Consider the following 14,435-nt stretch of genomic DNA (forward strand, 5'->3'; position numbering starts at 1 on the left):
GAGGTTCGACGCTTACTTGAGCTGGTCCGCCGTGTAGTAGCCGCCCTCGACGAGCTCCTTCTCGTAGTTGGTCTTGTCGACGCTGACCGGCTGCAGCAGGTAGGCGGGGACGACCTTGGTGCCGTTGTCGTACGACTTGGTGTCGTTGACCTCGGGCTTCTTGCCGTTGAGGGAGGCGTCGACCATGTCCGTGGCGACCTTGGCGAGCTTGCGGAGGTCCTTGTAGACCGTCATCGACTGCTCACCCGCGATGATCGACTTCACGGAGGCCAGCTCGGCGTCCTGACCGCTGATCACCGGCAGCGGCTTGCTCGCGGTGCCGTAGCCGTCCGACTTCAGCGCGGCGATGATGCCGATCGAGATGCCGTCGTACGGCGAGAGCACGGCGTCGACCTTGCCGGTGGTGTACGACGAGGTGAGCATGTCCTCCATGCGCTTCTGGGCGGTGGCGCCGTCCCAGCGCAGGGTGGTGACCTGGGTCATCTTGGTCTGGCCGGACTTGACGACCAGCTTCTTGCTGTCGATGTACGGCTGGAGCACGCTCATCGCGCCGTTGAAGAAGTACTTGGTGTTGTTGTCGTCGTTGGAGCCGGCGAACAGCTCGATGTTGAACGGGCCCTTGCCGGCCGCCAGGCCCAGCTTGTCCACGATGTAGCCGGCCTGGAGCTTGCCGACCTTCTCGTTGTCGAAGGACGCGTAGTAGTCGACGTTCTTCGTGCCGAGGATCAGGCGGTCGTAGGAGATGACCGGGATCTTCGCGTCGGCGGCCTGCTGGAGGACGTTGTTCAGGGACTTGTTGTCGATGGCCGCGATGATCAGCGCCTTGACGCCCTGCGTGATCAGGTTCTCGATCTGCGAGACCTGCTGGTCGGGGTCGTCCTCGCCGAAGACCAGCTTGGTCTTGTAGCCCTTGGCCTTGAGGTCCTTCTCGACGTTCGCGCCGTCGGTGATCCAGCGCTCGGAGGACTTGGTCGGCATCGCGATGCCGATCGTCCCGCCCTTGGCGTCCCCGGCCTTCTCCTCGCTGCCGCCCGCCCCGGACTGCCCGCAGGCGGTCAGGGCCAGGGCGAGGGAGGCGGCTCCGGCTATGGCGGCGAGGGCGGCTCTGCGGTTACGCATGGTCATCATCCTTGATGTGTGTGCAGGGATCGGTCTCGCGGTGCGAAGGGCGCTTCCGGATCTGAGGCCGGAAAGACCGAGAAGGAGGTGTGTGGGATTCTGCGCGCCTGTGTCGGCTTCTGTGAAGCGGGGTTTCCGGAACGTTATGACCGGATGTCGAAGCGGTTCAGTTCACCCGGCAGACGCGAGCCGAGCGGCGCCATGTCGCCGTCCGCTCCGTGCCGCGCGAGCAGGTCCAGCGCGAGCCGTCCGCGCCGCACCCGCTCCCGGGCCGTGGAGAGCGTCAGGTCGCGCATGTGGTGGCCGTACGGGTAGATCCCCGGGGCCTTGGACAGACCGAACTTCAGATACAGCGGTGCGCCGCGCCGGATCAGCTCGGCGACCTCGTACATCCGGATGTACCCGCCGAGATCGTCGGGGGCCTCGATGTACATGTCCATGGGGGCGCCCGACACCCGGCGGATCTCCGTGAGGTGGTCGAGCGTGAGGTCGCTGGGCACGTTGAGCGAGTCGGCGCCGAGCCGCTCGTACACCGCGTACGCGGCCGGGTTGACGGGGCCGATGAGCGCCGACACCTTCAGCGTCGTGTCGGCCGGGATGATGCCCGACTGGCGCGCCCGGTGCAGCGTCCACAGCACGCCCTCGTCGGCGACGAGCAGGCACTTGACACCCAACTCCGTTGCCCGGACGGCGTCTTCGACACATCCGGCGACCGCGTCGTGGCCGCGGGCGCGCAGGCCCGCGCCGCGCGAGTCGGACCGGGTGGAGCCGCCGATGTCCCAGGTGCCGCGCGGACCGGTGAACAGGCACAGCTCGATGTCACGCTCGCCGGTCGCCTGGACCATCTCGGTGATCTCGGCGTCGGAGAGCATCCAGATGCCGCTGCCCTGGCTGATCCGGTGGACCGGCACCTCCAGCAGCGAGGCTTCCTTCAGGATGACGGCCAGCGCTTCGGGACCCTCGCACGAAGGGACCTCGGTGCGCCAGCGTCCGCCGCCCGGAAAGGTGTGGGCGGAGGCGTCGGCGGGGTCGAGGGCGGGCGCGCCGAGGCCGAGCGCGGCGAGCGCCTGCTCGCCGGGTCGACGGGCTGCCGTGTCGGAGGCGTCGGTCGTCACAGGACTGTCCTTCGTGTTCGATATTTCGGGCGAGGTTCGCGGCTCGAGGCGTGGAGTGCGCGGGGCTGGGTGTACGCCGGTGCGGAGTCGTCGGTGCGCCCCCGTACCGGCGTACGACTGGGGGGCCGGCTAGGGCCGGAGCAGCACCTTGCCCACCTTCGGGTCGCCGGATCCCACCAGCTCGATGGCCTCGGAGAAATCGGCGAGCGGCAGCTCGTGGGTGACCAGCGCCAGCGGATCCAGCAGCCCGGCCCCGAACACCCGCACCGTGTGCGACCAGGCGTCCGGCGGGGCCCCGAAGACCGTGTACACCTCCAGTTGCCGTACGACCAGGTCCGTCGGGTCGAGCCCCTCGGCGCCCGGCGCCGGGATCCCGGTCAGCACCAGCCGTCCGCCGCGCCTGAGCAGCGAGATCGCCGTACGGGCGGCGGAGGCCGAACCCGCGGTCTCGATGGCGACGTCGAAGTCGTCCGGCAGCTCCTGGTCCCGGGTGCGGAAGTCGGTGGCCCCGAACTGCGAGGACAGCGCCTCGCGGTCGCGCCGGGCGCCGACCACGAGCAGCTCGGCCGGCGAGCCCGCCTTCAGGAACTGCACGGCGAGCATGCCCAGCGTGCCGGTGCCGACCACGGCCACCCGATCGCCGGGCAGCGCGCCCGCCTTGATCGCGGCGGCCGCGATGCAGGCGGCGGGCTCCAGGAGCGCGGCGGCGGTGAGGTCGGCGTCCTCGGGCAGCACGTGCAGCAGCCGGGCCGGCAGGGTGAGGGTGGTGGCCATCGCCCCCGGCTGGGTGAAGCCCGTCTCCTCGTAGCCGTCCGTGCACAGCGTCGTCTCGCCCGCGTGGCAGCGGTCGCAGACCTGGCAGTTGCGGAAGCCCTCGCCGACGACCTTGCGGCCGACCAGCGACGAGGGGACCCCGGCGCCGACCGTCTCGACCGTCCCGGACCACTCGTGGCCGGGGGTCAGCGGGTAACGGACGTACCCCTCGGGCCGGTTGCCCTGGTACACCTCGCGGTCGCTGCCGCAGATGCCGGTCGCGTGCACGCGCACCAGCGCCTCGCCGGGCTCCGGCGGCCGGGGCTCGTGCGGGACGATCCGGTGCTCGCCGGGCGCGTCCACGACGACGGCGGTGCCGGCAGCGGTCACTTCCCGCCGCCCTTCGGCTTGCGCTGCTCCCAGCCCTCGGCCCACAGGTCGAAACGGGCCTGCTGCTGCGGGAACTCGGCGGCGGCGTCCACGTCCAGTTCGACGCCGAGGCCGGGGGCGTCGGAGAGGTGGAAGTAGCCGTCGATCACCTCGGGGGCGCCCTTCACGACCTTCTTGATCTCCGCGTCGGCGAAGTCGTTGAAGTGCTCCAGGATCTTGAAGTTCGGGGAGGTGAAGCCGACCTGGAGCGAGGCGGCGGTCAGCACCGGGCCGCCGACGTTGTGCGGGGCGACGAGCACGTAGTGCGCCTCGGCGGTCGCGGCGAGCTTCCTGGTCTCCCAGATTCCACCGATATGGCCGACGTCCGGCTGGATGATGTCGACGGCCTGGCTCTCGAAGAGCTCACGGAACTCGATGCGGTCGTGGATGCGCTCACCGGTGGCGACCGGGATGTCGACCTTGGCGGCGACCTTCTCCAGCGCCTTCAGGTTCTCCGGCGGGCAGGGCTCCTCCAGCCAGGCGGGCTTGAACGGCGCGAGCTCGTGCGCCAGGCGGATCGCGGTGGCGGGGGAGAAGCGGCCGTGCATCTCGAGCATCAGCTCGGAGTCCGGCCCGATCGCGTCGCGCACGGCCTCGATGAGGGAGACGGCGTACAGGGTCTGCGCGTGGTCCAGCTCGAAGTGCCCGGTGCCGAAGGGGTCGATCTTCAGCGCCTTGTACCCGCGCTCCATGACCCCCTGCGCCGCCTTGTGGTACGCCTCGGGCGTCCGCTCGGTGGTGTACCAGCCGTTGGCGTACGCCTTGACCTTGTCGGTGACCTTGCCGCCGAGGAGCTGCCACACCGGCACGCCGAGAGCCTTGCCCTTGATGTCCCAGCAGGCCATCTCGATCACGGCGATGCCGGACATCACGATCTCGCCGGCGCGGCCGTAGTCGCCGTACTTCATCCGGCGCACGAGGTCCTCGACAGCGAACGGGTCGGAGCCGAGAATGTGGTTGGCCTCGGCCTCCTTCAGGTAGCCGATCAGCGCGTCGGTGTGACCCAGCATGCGGGTCTCGCCGACACCCGTGATGCCCTCGTCGGTGTGCACGAGAACGTAGGTCAGGTTGCGCCAGGGCGTCCCGACCACGTGTGTGCTGATTCCGGTGATGCGCACGGAAGATACCCTTCGGCTGTTCGAGATTTCGTCACACGTTCGAAATGCTGGCGTGACAGTAAGGACGGAGTGCCGGGAGTGTCAATGGGTCGAACACGTAACGGTTTCGACAGTTTCGGCCCCGGCTTTCGATAACGGGTCGGTCGAGTCGCCGCGCCGGGATGGCTGGTTTCCCACACAACTTTCACAGGCTGACCTGGGAACGTGACCATCCGGCAACTTAGTCTTCCCGCGTCATGGACTACTGCGACCCGTGCCGACGGCACCTCAACGGCGCCCTCGCCTGTCCGGGGTGCGGCGCCCCAGCCCATCAGCTACGCGCGTACACCCCGGAGGCGACGGCGTACCTGCCGCCGACTCCGGGGCCTTACGACCCCCGGGAACCGGCCTCCGAGGCCGACCGCGGCGGTGAGGCCGACCGTGGCGGTGAGGGCGACCGGGGTGGTGCGGGGGAGTCGCAGGGGCGGGCCGCGCGCCGGCGCGAGCAGGGGCGCGGGCGAGGCCGTGGGCGCGGTCGGGAACAGGCCACACCGCATACGGGCGACGCCGAGCACGGTATGCGCGGTGTCGACGGTGTGGACGACGCCGACGACGGGCCGGCCGCCGGTGACGCGAGTCGTCGCGATCGCAAGGCCGCCGTGCACCGCAGGCGTCGCCGCCGCACGGTGCTGATCACCGCCGGTTTCGTCCTGGCGGCCGCCGGCCTGAGCCTGGCCGAACTCGGCATGGACGCGCCGGGCTTCAGCTCCCCGAACCCGGCGGCGGCCGGGGGCGAGTCCGCGGAGGTCGACGGGGAGACCCCGTCCCCGGACCGGACGGCCCACCCCCGGGACGACGAGACGGGCACCGGCAGAAGCACCGCCTCCGCCTCCCCGGACGCCTCCGCGTCCCCTTCGGCATCGGCGTCCTCGACGCCTTCCGGGGATCCCACGGCGACCCCCACCAAGGACCCCCTGTCCGCCACCCGTCCGGGCTCCTCCGGCTCCACGTCCGACTCGACACCCCCGGCGGACGAGACCACCACCCCGACCACCGACCCGACCACCTCGAACCCCACCCCCCAGCCCTCGCCGACGGAAACCTGCAACCGCTTCCTGTGGTGGTGCACGTAGGCCGTCGCCGGGAACGCCGCGCTCACCGTGCCGTGCGGGCGTCCGTCTTGAAGAGGGTCCAGGCGGTCTTGCCCACGACGTGGTTCGTGATGCCGAAGTCGTCGGCCAGATGGCGGGCCAGGTGGAGGCCCCGGCCCGAGCAGGCGTCCTGGGTGGGCGGGGGCGCGGGGGCGGGGTGGTCGCCGGTGTCGCGTACGGCCAGCCGGAGCAGGGGGCCGTCGAGGGTGAGGGTCACGCAGTACTGCCGGCCCGGAGGGACGCCGTGCAGCAGGGCGTTCGTGGCGAGTTCCGACACGCACAGCGTTATGTCGTCCAGCCGGTCGACGCACCCCCAGTCGGCCAGGACCTCCTGGACGAAGGTGCGGGCGGCCCGTACGGAGGCGCGCGAGCGGGGGAAACGACGTTGCCGTGTCAAGGGCACGGGGGCCACCTCCGGTGGTTCTGGGGCGTCCTGCGGCGATACCTTACTGTTGTTCGCGAAAGGTAACAAGGCAGTCCAGGGTGGCTGAGGGTGGCCCGGGGTGGCGGTTGGCGGATGAGGCAAGTCGCCTACCGTGTAGGGCGGCAGGGTCGGAAGAACGGTCGGCCAGTCGGCCGGCCAGTCCGCCGACCGGTCGGTCGGTCGTCACAGGGAGGCGTCGTGGGTGCGAGCGGTTGGGTCAGCACGTCGTTGCCGTATCTGACGCCCCCGGGCGCGGGCCGGGGCGACCCCTGGGCGGCCGAGGCCGCGGCCCGTGGCCGGCGCGGCACCCAGCGCATCGTGCACGCCGGCGAGGTGCCCGCCCCCGCCGACGTGGCGGAGCTGCTCGGCGTCCCGGCCGGCGAGCCGGTCGTCGTACGCCGACGCCTGATCCTCCTCGACGACGAGCCCACCGAACTCGCCGACACCTACTACCCGTTCGCGATAGCGGGCGGCACCCGCCTCGCCGGCACCGCCAGGATCCCCGGCGGCGCGCTCACCCTGCTCGCCGAACTCGGCCACGTCGGCGTCCTCGTCCGGGAGGACGTGACGGCCGGGATGCCCGACGAGCAGGAGCGCGAAGCCCTGCGCACCGCCCCCGGGGAGCCGGTCCTGCGGCTCCTGCGGCTCACGCTGGACGGCGACGACCGGCCGATCCAGGCCGACCGTATGGTGATGCCGGCCCTACGGCAGAGGCTGCGCTACCAGATCAGGATCGGATGACCGTGCCCAAGGCAGAACCGGAAGCCGCCGACCGCCGATCCCTGCACGAGCGGATCGCGGCCGACCTGCGCGACGACATCATGAGCGGCGAGCTCGCCCCCGGCGCCAGCCTGCCCAGCACCGCCCAGCTCAGGGAGCGCTTCGCGGCGGCCGGCGCCACGGTCCAGAAGGCCCTGCGACTCCTCAAGGACGAACACCTCGTGGTCGGCCGGGCGGGCGCTTCCGTCACCGTCCGCGAGCACCGCCAGCGCACCGTCCGGCCCGCCGCCCTGATGGCCCCGGGCCGCCCCGGCGCGCCCTACCGCTGGCTCACCGAGGCGGCCAAGCACGGCACCCACGCCCGCAGCGAACTCCTCGACGTCACGGAGATCCGCCCACCCGCCGACGTCCGCGCCGTCCTCGGCCTGCCGCCCGACGGCACCGCCCTGCTGCGCCGTCAGATCCTCCTCGTCGACGACGAACCCGCCGAACTCGTTGAGTCCTACTACCCGTTGGACATCGCCCGGGGCACGCCCCTGACCGAGCTCCGCCGGATCAGAGGCGGCACCCCCGCCCTGCTGACCGAACTCGGCCACCCGCCCCGCCGCAGCACGGACGGCGTCTCCGCCCGGGTCCCCACCCAACGGCAGTACCAGGCCCTCCACCTCACCAGCAGCATGCCGGTGCTGCGCACCCTGCGTGTCGTCCACAGCGACGACGACCGCCCCATCGAGGTCACGGTGATGGTGAAGGCGGGCCATCTCTACGAGCTCCAGTACGAGTTCACGGCGGAACCCACAGAACAACCCACAGAAGAAAGCGGGGGAGGAACGTGATCGTGTTCGTCCTGTCGGTGCTTGTCGTCCTGGTCCTCGGCGGCTGCGCCTGCGTCTGGTGGGCAGCGCGCGGCGGCCCCCGCTGGGCCCGCGCCGTGGCCACCGTGACCCTCGCGGCGGGCGAACTGCTACGCACGTCGGACCGCGGAAGCCGCGGCAACCAGCAGTCGGACTCGGACGACTAGCGACGGCGCAGGGCGGCCGGAGTCAGGCGTCCTGCACCGCCAGCATCCGCTGCAACATCCCCCGCAGCACCACCCGCTCCTCTTCCCCCAGCCCCGCCAGTGGTGCCCGCGCGAACCGCAGCGACTCGCGCAGCCCCTTGGCGATGCGCCGTCCCTCGTCCGTCGCCGCCGCGAGCTTCACGCGCCGGTCGGCCGGGTCGGGCCGCCGCTCGACCAGGCCGCGGGACTCCAGCCGGTCGACGATGCCGGTCACGTTGGACGGCTCGCACTTCAGTTTCTGCGCCAGCTTGCGCATCGGCAGCGGCTCAAGCGAGAGCAGGCTCAGCAGCCGGGCCTGCGCGCCGGTGAGCGCGTGACCTGCGGCGGCCTCCTCGTAGTCCTGGTAGAAGCGGTCCACGACCTCGCCGATCAGCTCGACGACTTCCATGGTCAGCGGGTCGGGAACGGGGGTCCGGTGTGGGGTGGCCATGGTCCGAGAGTACCCCCTTTACTTGACAACATGAAATATTCAGGTGCATGGTTGTTTCAGGTAGTGAAGCATTCCGGTGAGCCGTTCCGGTGACCCACTCTGAAGTATTTTGAACCGTTTTGAACGTGCGACATGTGAAAGGCAGCCCCCCATGACCGACTCCGCCCTCCCCACCACCAGCCGCGAATGGCGTCAGATCAGCCGTCCCGTCGGCTGGCCGAAGCTGGAGGACTTCGAGCTGGCCGAGGCGGAGATCCGGCAGCCCGGCCCGGGCGAGGTGCTGGTCCGCAACGCCTATGTCTCCGTCGACCCGTACATGCGCGGCCGGATGAGCGCCGCCAAGTCGTACGTCGCCCCCTTCGAGCTGGGCAAGGCCATGCAGGGCGGTGCGGTCGGCGAGGTCGTCGCCTCGAACGCCGAGGGCATCGCGGCCGGTGACCACGTCCTGCACTTCGGCGGCTGGCGCGAGTACGCCACCTTCGACGCCAAGCAGGCCGTCAAGGTCGACCCCGAGGCCGCGCCCCTCTCCACCTACCTCGGCGTCCTCGGCATGACGGGCCTCACCGCCTACGCCGGTCTCCTGCGCACCGCCTCCTTCAAGGAGGGCGACTCCGTCTTCGTGTCGGGCGCGGCCGGTGCCGTCGGCGGCCAGGTCGGCCAGATCGCCAAGCTCAAGGGTGCTTCCCGGGTCATCGGCTCGGCCGGCTCCGACGACAAGGTCAAGCTCCTGGTCGAGGAGTACGGCTTCGACGCGGCCTTCAACTACAAGAGCGGCCCGGTCTCCGAGCAGCTCCGCGAGGCCGCCCCGGACGGCGTGGACGTCTACTTCGACAACGTCGGCGGCGACCACCTCGAGGCCGCCATCGGCTCCCTCAACCTGCACGGCCGGATCGCCGTCTGCGGCATGATCTCGGTCTACAACAACACCGAGGCCGCCCCCGGCCCCAAGAACCTCGCCCGTCTGATCGCCACCCGCGGCCGCATCGAGGGCCTCCTCGTCGGCGACCACTACGACCTCCAGCCGCAGTTCGTCGAGGAGGTCGGCGGCTGGGTCCGCTCCGGCGAGCTGAAGTACCGCGAGACGGTCGTCGAGGGCGTCGAGAACACCTTCGAGGCGTTCCTCGGGGTCCTGCGCGGCGACAACACCGGAAAGATGATCGTCAAGATCTGACCGTCGCCCCCGCGCCGGTCCGCGCACATTCCGCGGACTCCGCAGATTCCGTACATGACGAAGGCCGCACCCTCGGCGGGGGGTGCGGCCTTCGCCCGTATGCCAGTCGGTTTTTCTAGCGCGAGGCCAGCGCCGCCCGGTGGACGGCCGCCGCCAGCCGGTGGTTCTCCGGTGCCGCCGCGCCCGGGAAGGCGCACCGGCGGCGCGTGTAGCCGTAGGCGAGCCCGCTGCGCGGGTCGGCGAACGCCTGGCAGCCGCCCGCCCCGCTGTGCCCGAACGCCCCCGCGCCCAGGAACGGATACCAGGTGTCGGCGGTGGCCTGGAAGCCCAGCCCGTACGCCTTGTGCATGCGCAGCACCACGTCGTACCCCACGGAGTGCAACTGCCCGAACTCCGCCGCCGTGTCCTCCTTCAGCAGCGGTGCCTTGCCGTCGACCTCGCTGATCGCCGCCGCGTACAGCCCGGCCAGCCCGCGCGCCGAGCCGACCCCGCCCACCGAGGCCGGCCCCTTGGCGCGGACCAGGGGGTCGTTCGGCAGGAGTTCCAGGTCGGTCGGCTCGGCGGCGTGGGTGTTGAAGGCGATCGCCTCGAGCGTGTGCGGGCCGCCGGGCCGGGCGTCCAGCAGGGCCCGCTGCTCAGGGGTCGGCGCCATCGGCTGCGCGGTGCGGAAGCGCGGCTCGTGCGCCGCCGGCAGCCCCAGGAAGAGGTCCAGCCCGTAGGGGGCGCGCACCCGCTCCTCGTACACCTCCTGGAGCGTACGGCCCGTGGCGCGCCGTACGACCTCGCCGGTGAGCGCTCCGATGACCAGCCCGTGGTAGCCGAAGGCGGTGCCCGGACGCCACAACGGCCGCTGGTCGGCGAGGCGTTCGGCGATCTGCCGGTCGTCGGCCAGCTCCCGCGCCGTGAACCCGCTGTCCGTGCCGACCACTCCGGCCCGGTGCGCGAGCAGCTCGCGCAGGGTCAGCGCGCCCTTGCCCTCGGCGCTGAACTCCGGCCAGTAGTAGGTGACTTTGCGGTCCAGCTCCAGGGTGCCTTCCTGGACGAGGAGCGCGACCACGAGATGGGCGGCGCCCTTGGTCGAGGAGTAGACGCCGTAGAGGGACTCGGGGCCGACGTCGGCGTCGTCCCCGGCCGCCCACAGGTCGACGACCCGCCTGCCGTGCACGTACGCGCACAACTGGCCTTCGTAGTCGGGAAGTTCCTCCGCGACGAACGCGGCGAACTCCTTCCGCACCGCCTCGAAACCGTCGGCGACGGTGCCGTGGATGTTCTTCGCCGACCGCTGCAACCGTGTCATCCGCTCTCCTCGACCATGGTGATCAATGCCTGTGCGACCTGCGGGAACTCCCCCTTGGGATGGTCCCGGAAGAGCGGCTCGGTGCCGAACAGGACGGCGTGCGGCCCGCTCACGACTGCGGGTTGCCCGGCCGCGGCGGCCGGCCCGCCCGAGCCGTCGTCCAGGGCCCGCCAGTGCCCGGAGACGAGCGGGTTCCCGGCGGCGTACGACTGCTCGACGCGCACCCCCGGTCCGAGACCGGTGAACCAGACCGGCGCGTAGACGAAGGAGTGGTCCGGTGCGCCGGCCGTCACCGGCACGCCCGAATTCACCACCCGCACCACGCCGTTGGCGTTCCCGTTGCCCTCGACCGCCGTCACGTCCAGCAGCCCGGCGCCGGTGCCGACCGCGGCCCCGGCGACGCCCCGCCCGACCAGACCGTGCCCGGCGAGGAAGGCGTCGAGGGCGGTGCGGGCGGACGCGTCGAGGGCGGCCCGGTCGAGCCCGGCCGACACGAACAGCACATCCACCGACGACCAGTCGAAGCCCGCGTTCAGGACGGCTGTGGAGACCGGCGTGACGTCGAACCCCATCTCCCGCAGCGCGAGCAGCTCACCCGGCGTGACGGCGGCGGCGACCCGCACGCGCCGCAGAGCGGTCGTCGTGCCGGCGGCCGGTCCGGCGGATGGCACCGCGGTGAAGGCGACGTCGTACGACCGTGCCGCCGCGACCGCCCGGCCGCGTGCCGAAGCCGGGACGACGACACTGCCGTCCGCCGCCCGCCGCACCGGAACGCCTTGCCGGAGAAGGGAGTTGAGGGCGGCGACCGCGTTCGGGTCGTCGAGCCGCAGCCGCAGGTCGCCGCGCGGGGCGACCGAGCCGACCGGGGCGGCGGCCGACACCGGACGCAGTCCGAGCCCGGCCAGACCACCGCCCGGCACCGTCACCGGCACCACCTGCGCGCCCCACAGCCGCCCCAGACTCCAGCCCGAGATGTCGTACATCACCGACACCGTGTCGCTGATGTCCCGCCCGTCGGCCAGCAGCACGTTCGCCAGCCCCCGCTTGGGCTGGTGCATGTCGACGACGTACGAGCCCTTCGGATACGTCCGCCCGCCGAGCCGGAAGGCGCGCGGGGCGCGGCTCACGCGGACGTCGTTGGCGAGGAGATGGTCGACGAGCCGCGCCGTTGACGTGGTGGACGTGGTGGACGTGGTGGACGCTGACGGGAGGACGTAGGCGCGCGGGAAGGTCGTCGTGTAGACGTCCTCCGGGCCGATGCCCGGCACCCCCGGGACGGTTTGCGCCGACACCGGCACCTGCGCCGCACCGGCCGCGCCGCGCCGGAAGACCTCGATCTGGTCGGCGATCAGCGTGGTCCGCCGGGTCCGTACGAAGTCGAGGGTGGCGCGCAGGGCGGCCCCGGCGACGTCGACGTTGATCGCGGACCGCCGCCGCAACTCCCCTACCGGCAGGGTGTCGTAGGCGGCGTTGTTGACGGTCATCGGGATCTCCACGGTGTGCGCGGCGACCGTGCCGTGGAAGGCCGCGTACTGCGGGGTGAAGATCGGCGGCCAGTCGTCCCAGCCCTCGGCCTGGTCCCGGAAGGGGATCTGGGCGGGCTGCACACCGTCGGCGGCGGGCGTGTAGCCGAGGCCGTTGACGGCGGACTCCATGCCCAGCGCGTTGGCGTAGGTGTTCTTGAGGAAGAGGTCGTACTCGTAGTTCTCGCCGTGCGGCGGGGTGGTCGGCTCGATGAGGGTGCCGTTGACGTAGCCGTGCAGGTCGAGCATGACGGCGGGCTGCTTGTCGATCTCGATCTGCCGCATCGCGCGCGTCTCGGGCTGCGAGGCGGTCACGAAGTCCCGGTTCAGGTCGAAGCCGGCCGCGTTCGCGCGGGTTCCGGCGATCCGGCCGTCCGGGTTGGCGGTGATGTTGAAGTAGAGGCGGCTGTGGCCGAGGAGGTCGTTCGTCGTCGTGTCGTGCGCGGTGGCGAGCCGCTCGATGAGCGCGAGGGAGGCGTCGGTGCCCTCCCACTCGTTGCCGTGGATGTTGTTGTTGAAGAACACCGGCGTCTTGTAACCGGCCTTGATCTCACGGCTGTTGGCCGCCGCGCCGGGCGCGTTCTCGATCAGCTCGCGCATCCGCTCCTGGGCCCGCGCCTGCCGGGCGGTCTCCGGTGCGGTGACGGTGACCAGAAAGAGCCGGTGCCCGCCCGCCGAACGGCCCGTCACCTCCACGCTCACCCGGTCGCCGAGCGCCTGGAGGGCGTTGAGCTTCGGCGCGAGGGCGTGGTAGGGGGTGAGGCCGAGCTTGAGGGACTTGTCGGCGGGGTTCTCGGGATCGGGGGCGAGGGTCTGTCTGCGGGGGTAGCCGCGGGCGGCCCCGGTCCCGACGGTCTCCCCGGTCGCCCTGGTCTCCGCCGTCGACGGCGGGGCGAGGGCGCGTAACGCGGCGCTCTGCGCGGTCGTCGCGGCGGTGCGGTCGGGGCCGGAGCCTTCGCGGGTGGCGGGCTTCGGATCGGCGCCCGCCGCGTGGGGGGTGAGCAGGAGTGAGCCCGTCGCGGTGAGGGCGAGGGCGGTGATCAGAACAGGCCGGGCCGGGTAGGTGCTCGTGGTGCGCACGCGTACCTCCTCTGGACTTGCCGAGATCGTTGCTTCCGGAGATCGGTACGGCGAGGTGTACCTGTTCGACTCAACTGCAACAAGAGGGTGTTGGCGTCCGCGACACCCCGGACGGCCCGGCAACGGCCCATGGACGACCCACAGACGGCCCACAGACGGCCCGGGGACGGCACGGGATGGCTACGGGGACGGCGCGGGCAGACCCTGGGAAAGACCGCTGGGAAAGACCGCGCGGGCCCACGGTAAAGTTCCGGCCATGCGCGATCTCGGGGTGGGCTTCAACTACTTGCTACAGGGCCAGAAGTGGGTGGCCCGGCACGGCAGGCAGTACGGCTTCGGCCTGATCCCCGGACTCATCACCCTCGTCCTCTACCTCGCCGCCTTCGTCGCGCTCGCCTTCTGGGGCGGCGACTTCGTCGCCTGGGCCACGCCCTTCGCCGACGCCTGGTCCAGCCCCTGGCAGGGCCTCTTCCGCGGCTTCCTCACCGCCGTGCTGTTCGCCCTCGGCCTGCTCCTCGCCGTCCTCACCTTCACCGCGGTCACCCTGCTCCTCGGCCAGCCCTTCTACGAGAACCTCTCCGAGAAGGTCGACCGGGACGTCTCGCCCGACGGCACGGCCCCCGAGTCCGGGCTGCCGCTCTGGCGCGAACTGTGGCTCTCCGCCCGCGACAGCCTCCGCATCCTGGTCCGCGCGCTGGTGTGGGGCGTGCTGCTGTTCGCCCTCGGGTTCATCCCGGTCGCCGGGCAGACGGTCGTCCCGGTGGTCGGCTTCTTCGTCACCGGCTTCTTCCTCACCGAGGAACTCGCCGCCGTCGCCCTCCAGCGCCGGGGCGTCGACCTGCGCGCCCGCCTCGCCCTGCTGCGCTCCCGCAAGACCCTGGTCTGGGGCTTCGGCACCCCGCTGGGCCTCGCCTTCCTGGTGCCCTTCGTCGCCGTGTTCCTGATGCCGGGCGCGGTCGCGGGCGCAACGCTGATGGCCCGCGACCTGCTCGGAGAGGAGACCAGGGAGGACGCCGACGAGCCCGCCGACGCCCCGGAAGGCGAGACCGCCGTCTCCTGACCGACC

14 protein-coding genes are annotated in these 14,435 nt (G+C 71.5%); 6 read left to right on the forward strand and 8 right to left on the reverse strand.

Features of this window, described 5'->3' with window-relative positions:
* Window positions 1–12 precede the first annotated feature (12 nt).
* The 4 genes from chvE to BMZ82_RS23220 all read right to left on the reverse strand — a co-directional run bounded on the left by chvE (window position 13) and on the right by BMZ82_RS23220 (window position 4,534).
* Window positions 13–1,119 (reverse strand): multiple monosaccharide ABC transporter substrate-binding protein, encoded by a 1,107-nt coding sequence (chvE, locus tag BMZ82_RS23205; RefSeq protein ID WP_093778825.1) that lies wholly within the window; start codon window positions 1,117–1,119, stop codon window positions 13–15.
* A gap of 143 nt (window positions 1,120–1,262) precedes the next feature.
* A complete protein-coding gene (locus tag BMZ82_RS23210) occupies window positions 1,263–2,234 on the reverse strand; it encodes a hypothetical protein (protein ID WP_093778827.1) in 972 nt (323 codons plus the stop codon).
* A 129-nt stretch (window positions 2,235–2,363) separates the two neighbouring features.
* Complete coding sequence (locus BMZ82_RS23215) at window positions 2,364–3,377, reverse strand: zinc-dependent alcohol dehydrogenase (protein WP_093778829.1); 1,014 nt, start codon at window positions 3,375–3,377, stop codon at window positions 2,364–2,366.
* Entirely contained in the window at window positions 3,374–4,534 is a 1,161-nt protein-coding gene (locus BMZ82_RS23220) for a mandelate racemase/muconate lactonizing enzyme family protein (RefSeq protein WP_093778831.1), read from the reverse strand. Before BMZ82_RS23220 ends, BMZ82_RS23215 begins: the two co-directional genes overlap by 4 nt.
* A 236-nt stretch (window positions 4,535–4,770) precedes the next feature.
* On the opposite strand from BMZ82_RS23220, the gene BMZ82_RS40825 reads away from it, so the two are divergent.
* Window positions 4,771–5,646, forward strand: coding sequence for an SCO2400 family protein (locus BMZ82_RS40825; RefSeq protein WP_177244617.1), 876 nt, complete (start codon window positions 4,771–4,773; stop codon window positions 5,644–5,646).
* Between the two features lie 22 nt (window positions 5,647–5,668).
* Here the strand turns inward: BMZ82_RS40825 and BMZ82_RS23235 are convergent, their stop codons facing one another.
* Complete coding sequence (locus BMZ82_RS23235; RefSeq protein ID WP_093778948.1) at window positions 5,669–6,067, reverse strand: ATP-binding protein; 399 nt, start codon at window positions 6,065–6,067, stop codon at window positions 5,669–5,671.
* Between the two features lie 219 nt (window positions 6,068–6,286).
* On the opposite strand from BMZ82_RS23235, the gene BMZ82_RS23240 reads away from it, so the two are divergent.
* The 3 genes from BMZ82_RS23240 to BMZ82_RS23250 are packed head-to-tail and all read left to right on the forward strand — an operon-like array spanning window position 6,287 to window position 7,829.
* Entirely contained in the window at window positions 6,287–6,829 is a 543-nt protein-coding gene (locus tag BMZ82_RS23240; RefSeq protein WP_177244618.1) for a GntR family transcriptional regulator, read from the forward strand.
* On the forward strand, window positions 6,826–7,644 hold the full coding sequence (locus BMZ82_RS23245) for a GntR family transcriptional regulator (protein ID WP_093778839.1): 819 nt from the start codon (window positions 6,826–6,828) through the stop codon (window positions 7,642–7,644). The genes BMZ82_RS23240 and BMZ82_RS23245 overlap by 4 nt, the downstream gene beginning before the upstream one ends.
* On the forward strand, window positions 7,641–7,829 hold the full coding sequence (locus BMZ82_RS23250; protein WP_093778841.1) for a hypothetical protein: 189 nt from the start codon (window positions 7,641–7,643) through the stop codon (window positions 7,827–7,829). Before BMZ82_RS23245 ends, BMZ82_RS23250 begins: the two co-directional genes overlap by 4 nt.
* Before the next feature lie 22 nt (window positions 7,830–7,851).
* On the opposite strand, the gene BMZ82_RS23255 is transcribed toward BMZ82_RS23250, so the two are convergent.
* Window positions 7,852–8,298: a MarR family winged helix-turn-helix transcriptional regulator gene (locus BMZ82_RS23255; protein WP_093778843.1), complete on the reverse strand. Its 447-nt coding sequence runs from the start codon at window positions 8,296–8,298 to the stop codon at window positions 7,852–7,854.
* A gap of 151 nt (window positions 8,299–8,449) precedes the next feature.
* Here BMZ82_RS23255 and BMZ82_RS23260 point away from each other — a divergent pair, with 151 nt between their 5' ends.
* A complete protein-coding gene (locus BMZ82_RS23260; protein ID WP_093778845.1) occupies window positions 8,450–9,469 on the forward strand; it encodes an NADP-dependent oxidoreductase in 1,020 nt (339 codons plus the stop codon).
* A gap of 115 nt (window positions 9,470–9,584) precedes the next feature.
* Here the strand turns inward: BMZ82_RS23260 and BMZ82_RS23265 are convergent, their stop codons facing one another.
* Together BMZ82_RS23265 and BMZ82_RS23270 are read right to left on the reverse strand one after the other, a co-directional pair.
* Window positions 9,585–10,766, reverse strand: coding sequence for a serine hydrolase domain-containing protein (locus tag BMZ82_RS23265; RefSeq protein ID WP_093778847.1), 1,182 nt, complete (start codon window positions 10,764–10,766; stop codon window positions 9,585–9,587).
* On the reverse strand, window positions 10,763–13,369 hold the full coding sequence (locus BMZ82_RS23270; RefSeq protein WP_093778849.1) for a M14 family zinc carboxypeptidase: 2,607 nt from the start codon (window positions 13,367–13,369) through the stop codon (window positions 10,763–10,765). Before BMZ82_RS23270 ends, BMZ82_RS23265 begins: the two co-directional genes overlap by 4 nt.
* A gap of 256 nt (window positions 13,370–13,625) precedes the next feature.
* Between BMZ82_RS23270 and BMZ82_RS23275 the strand changes: the two genes are divergently transcribed.
* A complete protein-coding gene (locus tag BMZ82_RS23275; protein WP_093778851.1) occupies window positions 13,626–14,429 on the forward strand; it encodes an EI24 domain-containing protein in 804 nt (267 codons plus the stop codon).
* Window positions 14,430–14,435 lie beyond the last annotated feature (6 nt).

Origin of the sequence: Streptomyces sp. yr375 (assembly GCF_900110755.1) — a bacterium.
Taxonomy (GTDB): Bacteria; Actinomycetota; Actinomycetes; order Streptomycetales; family Streptomycetaceae; genus Streptomyces.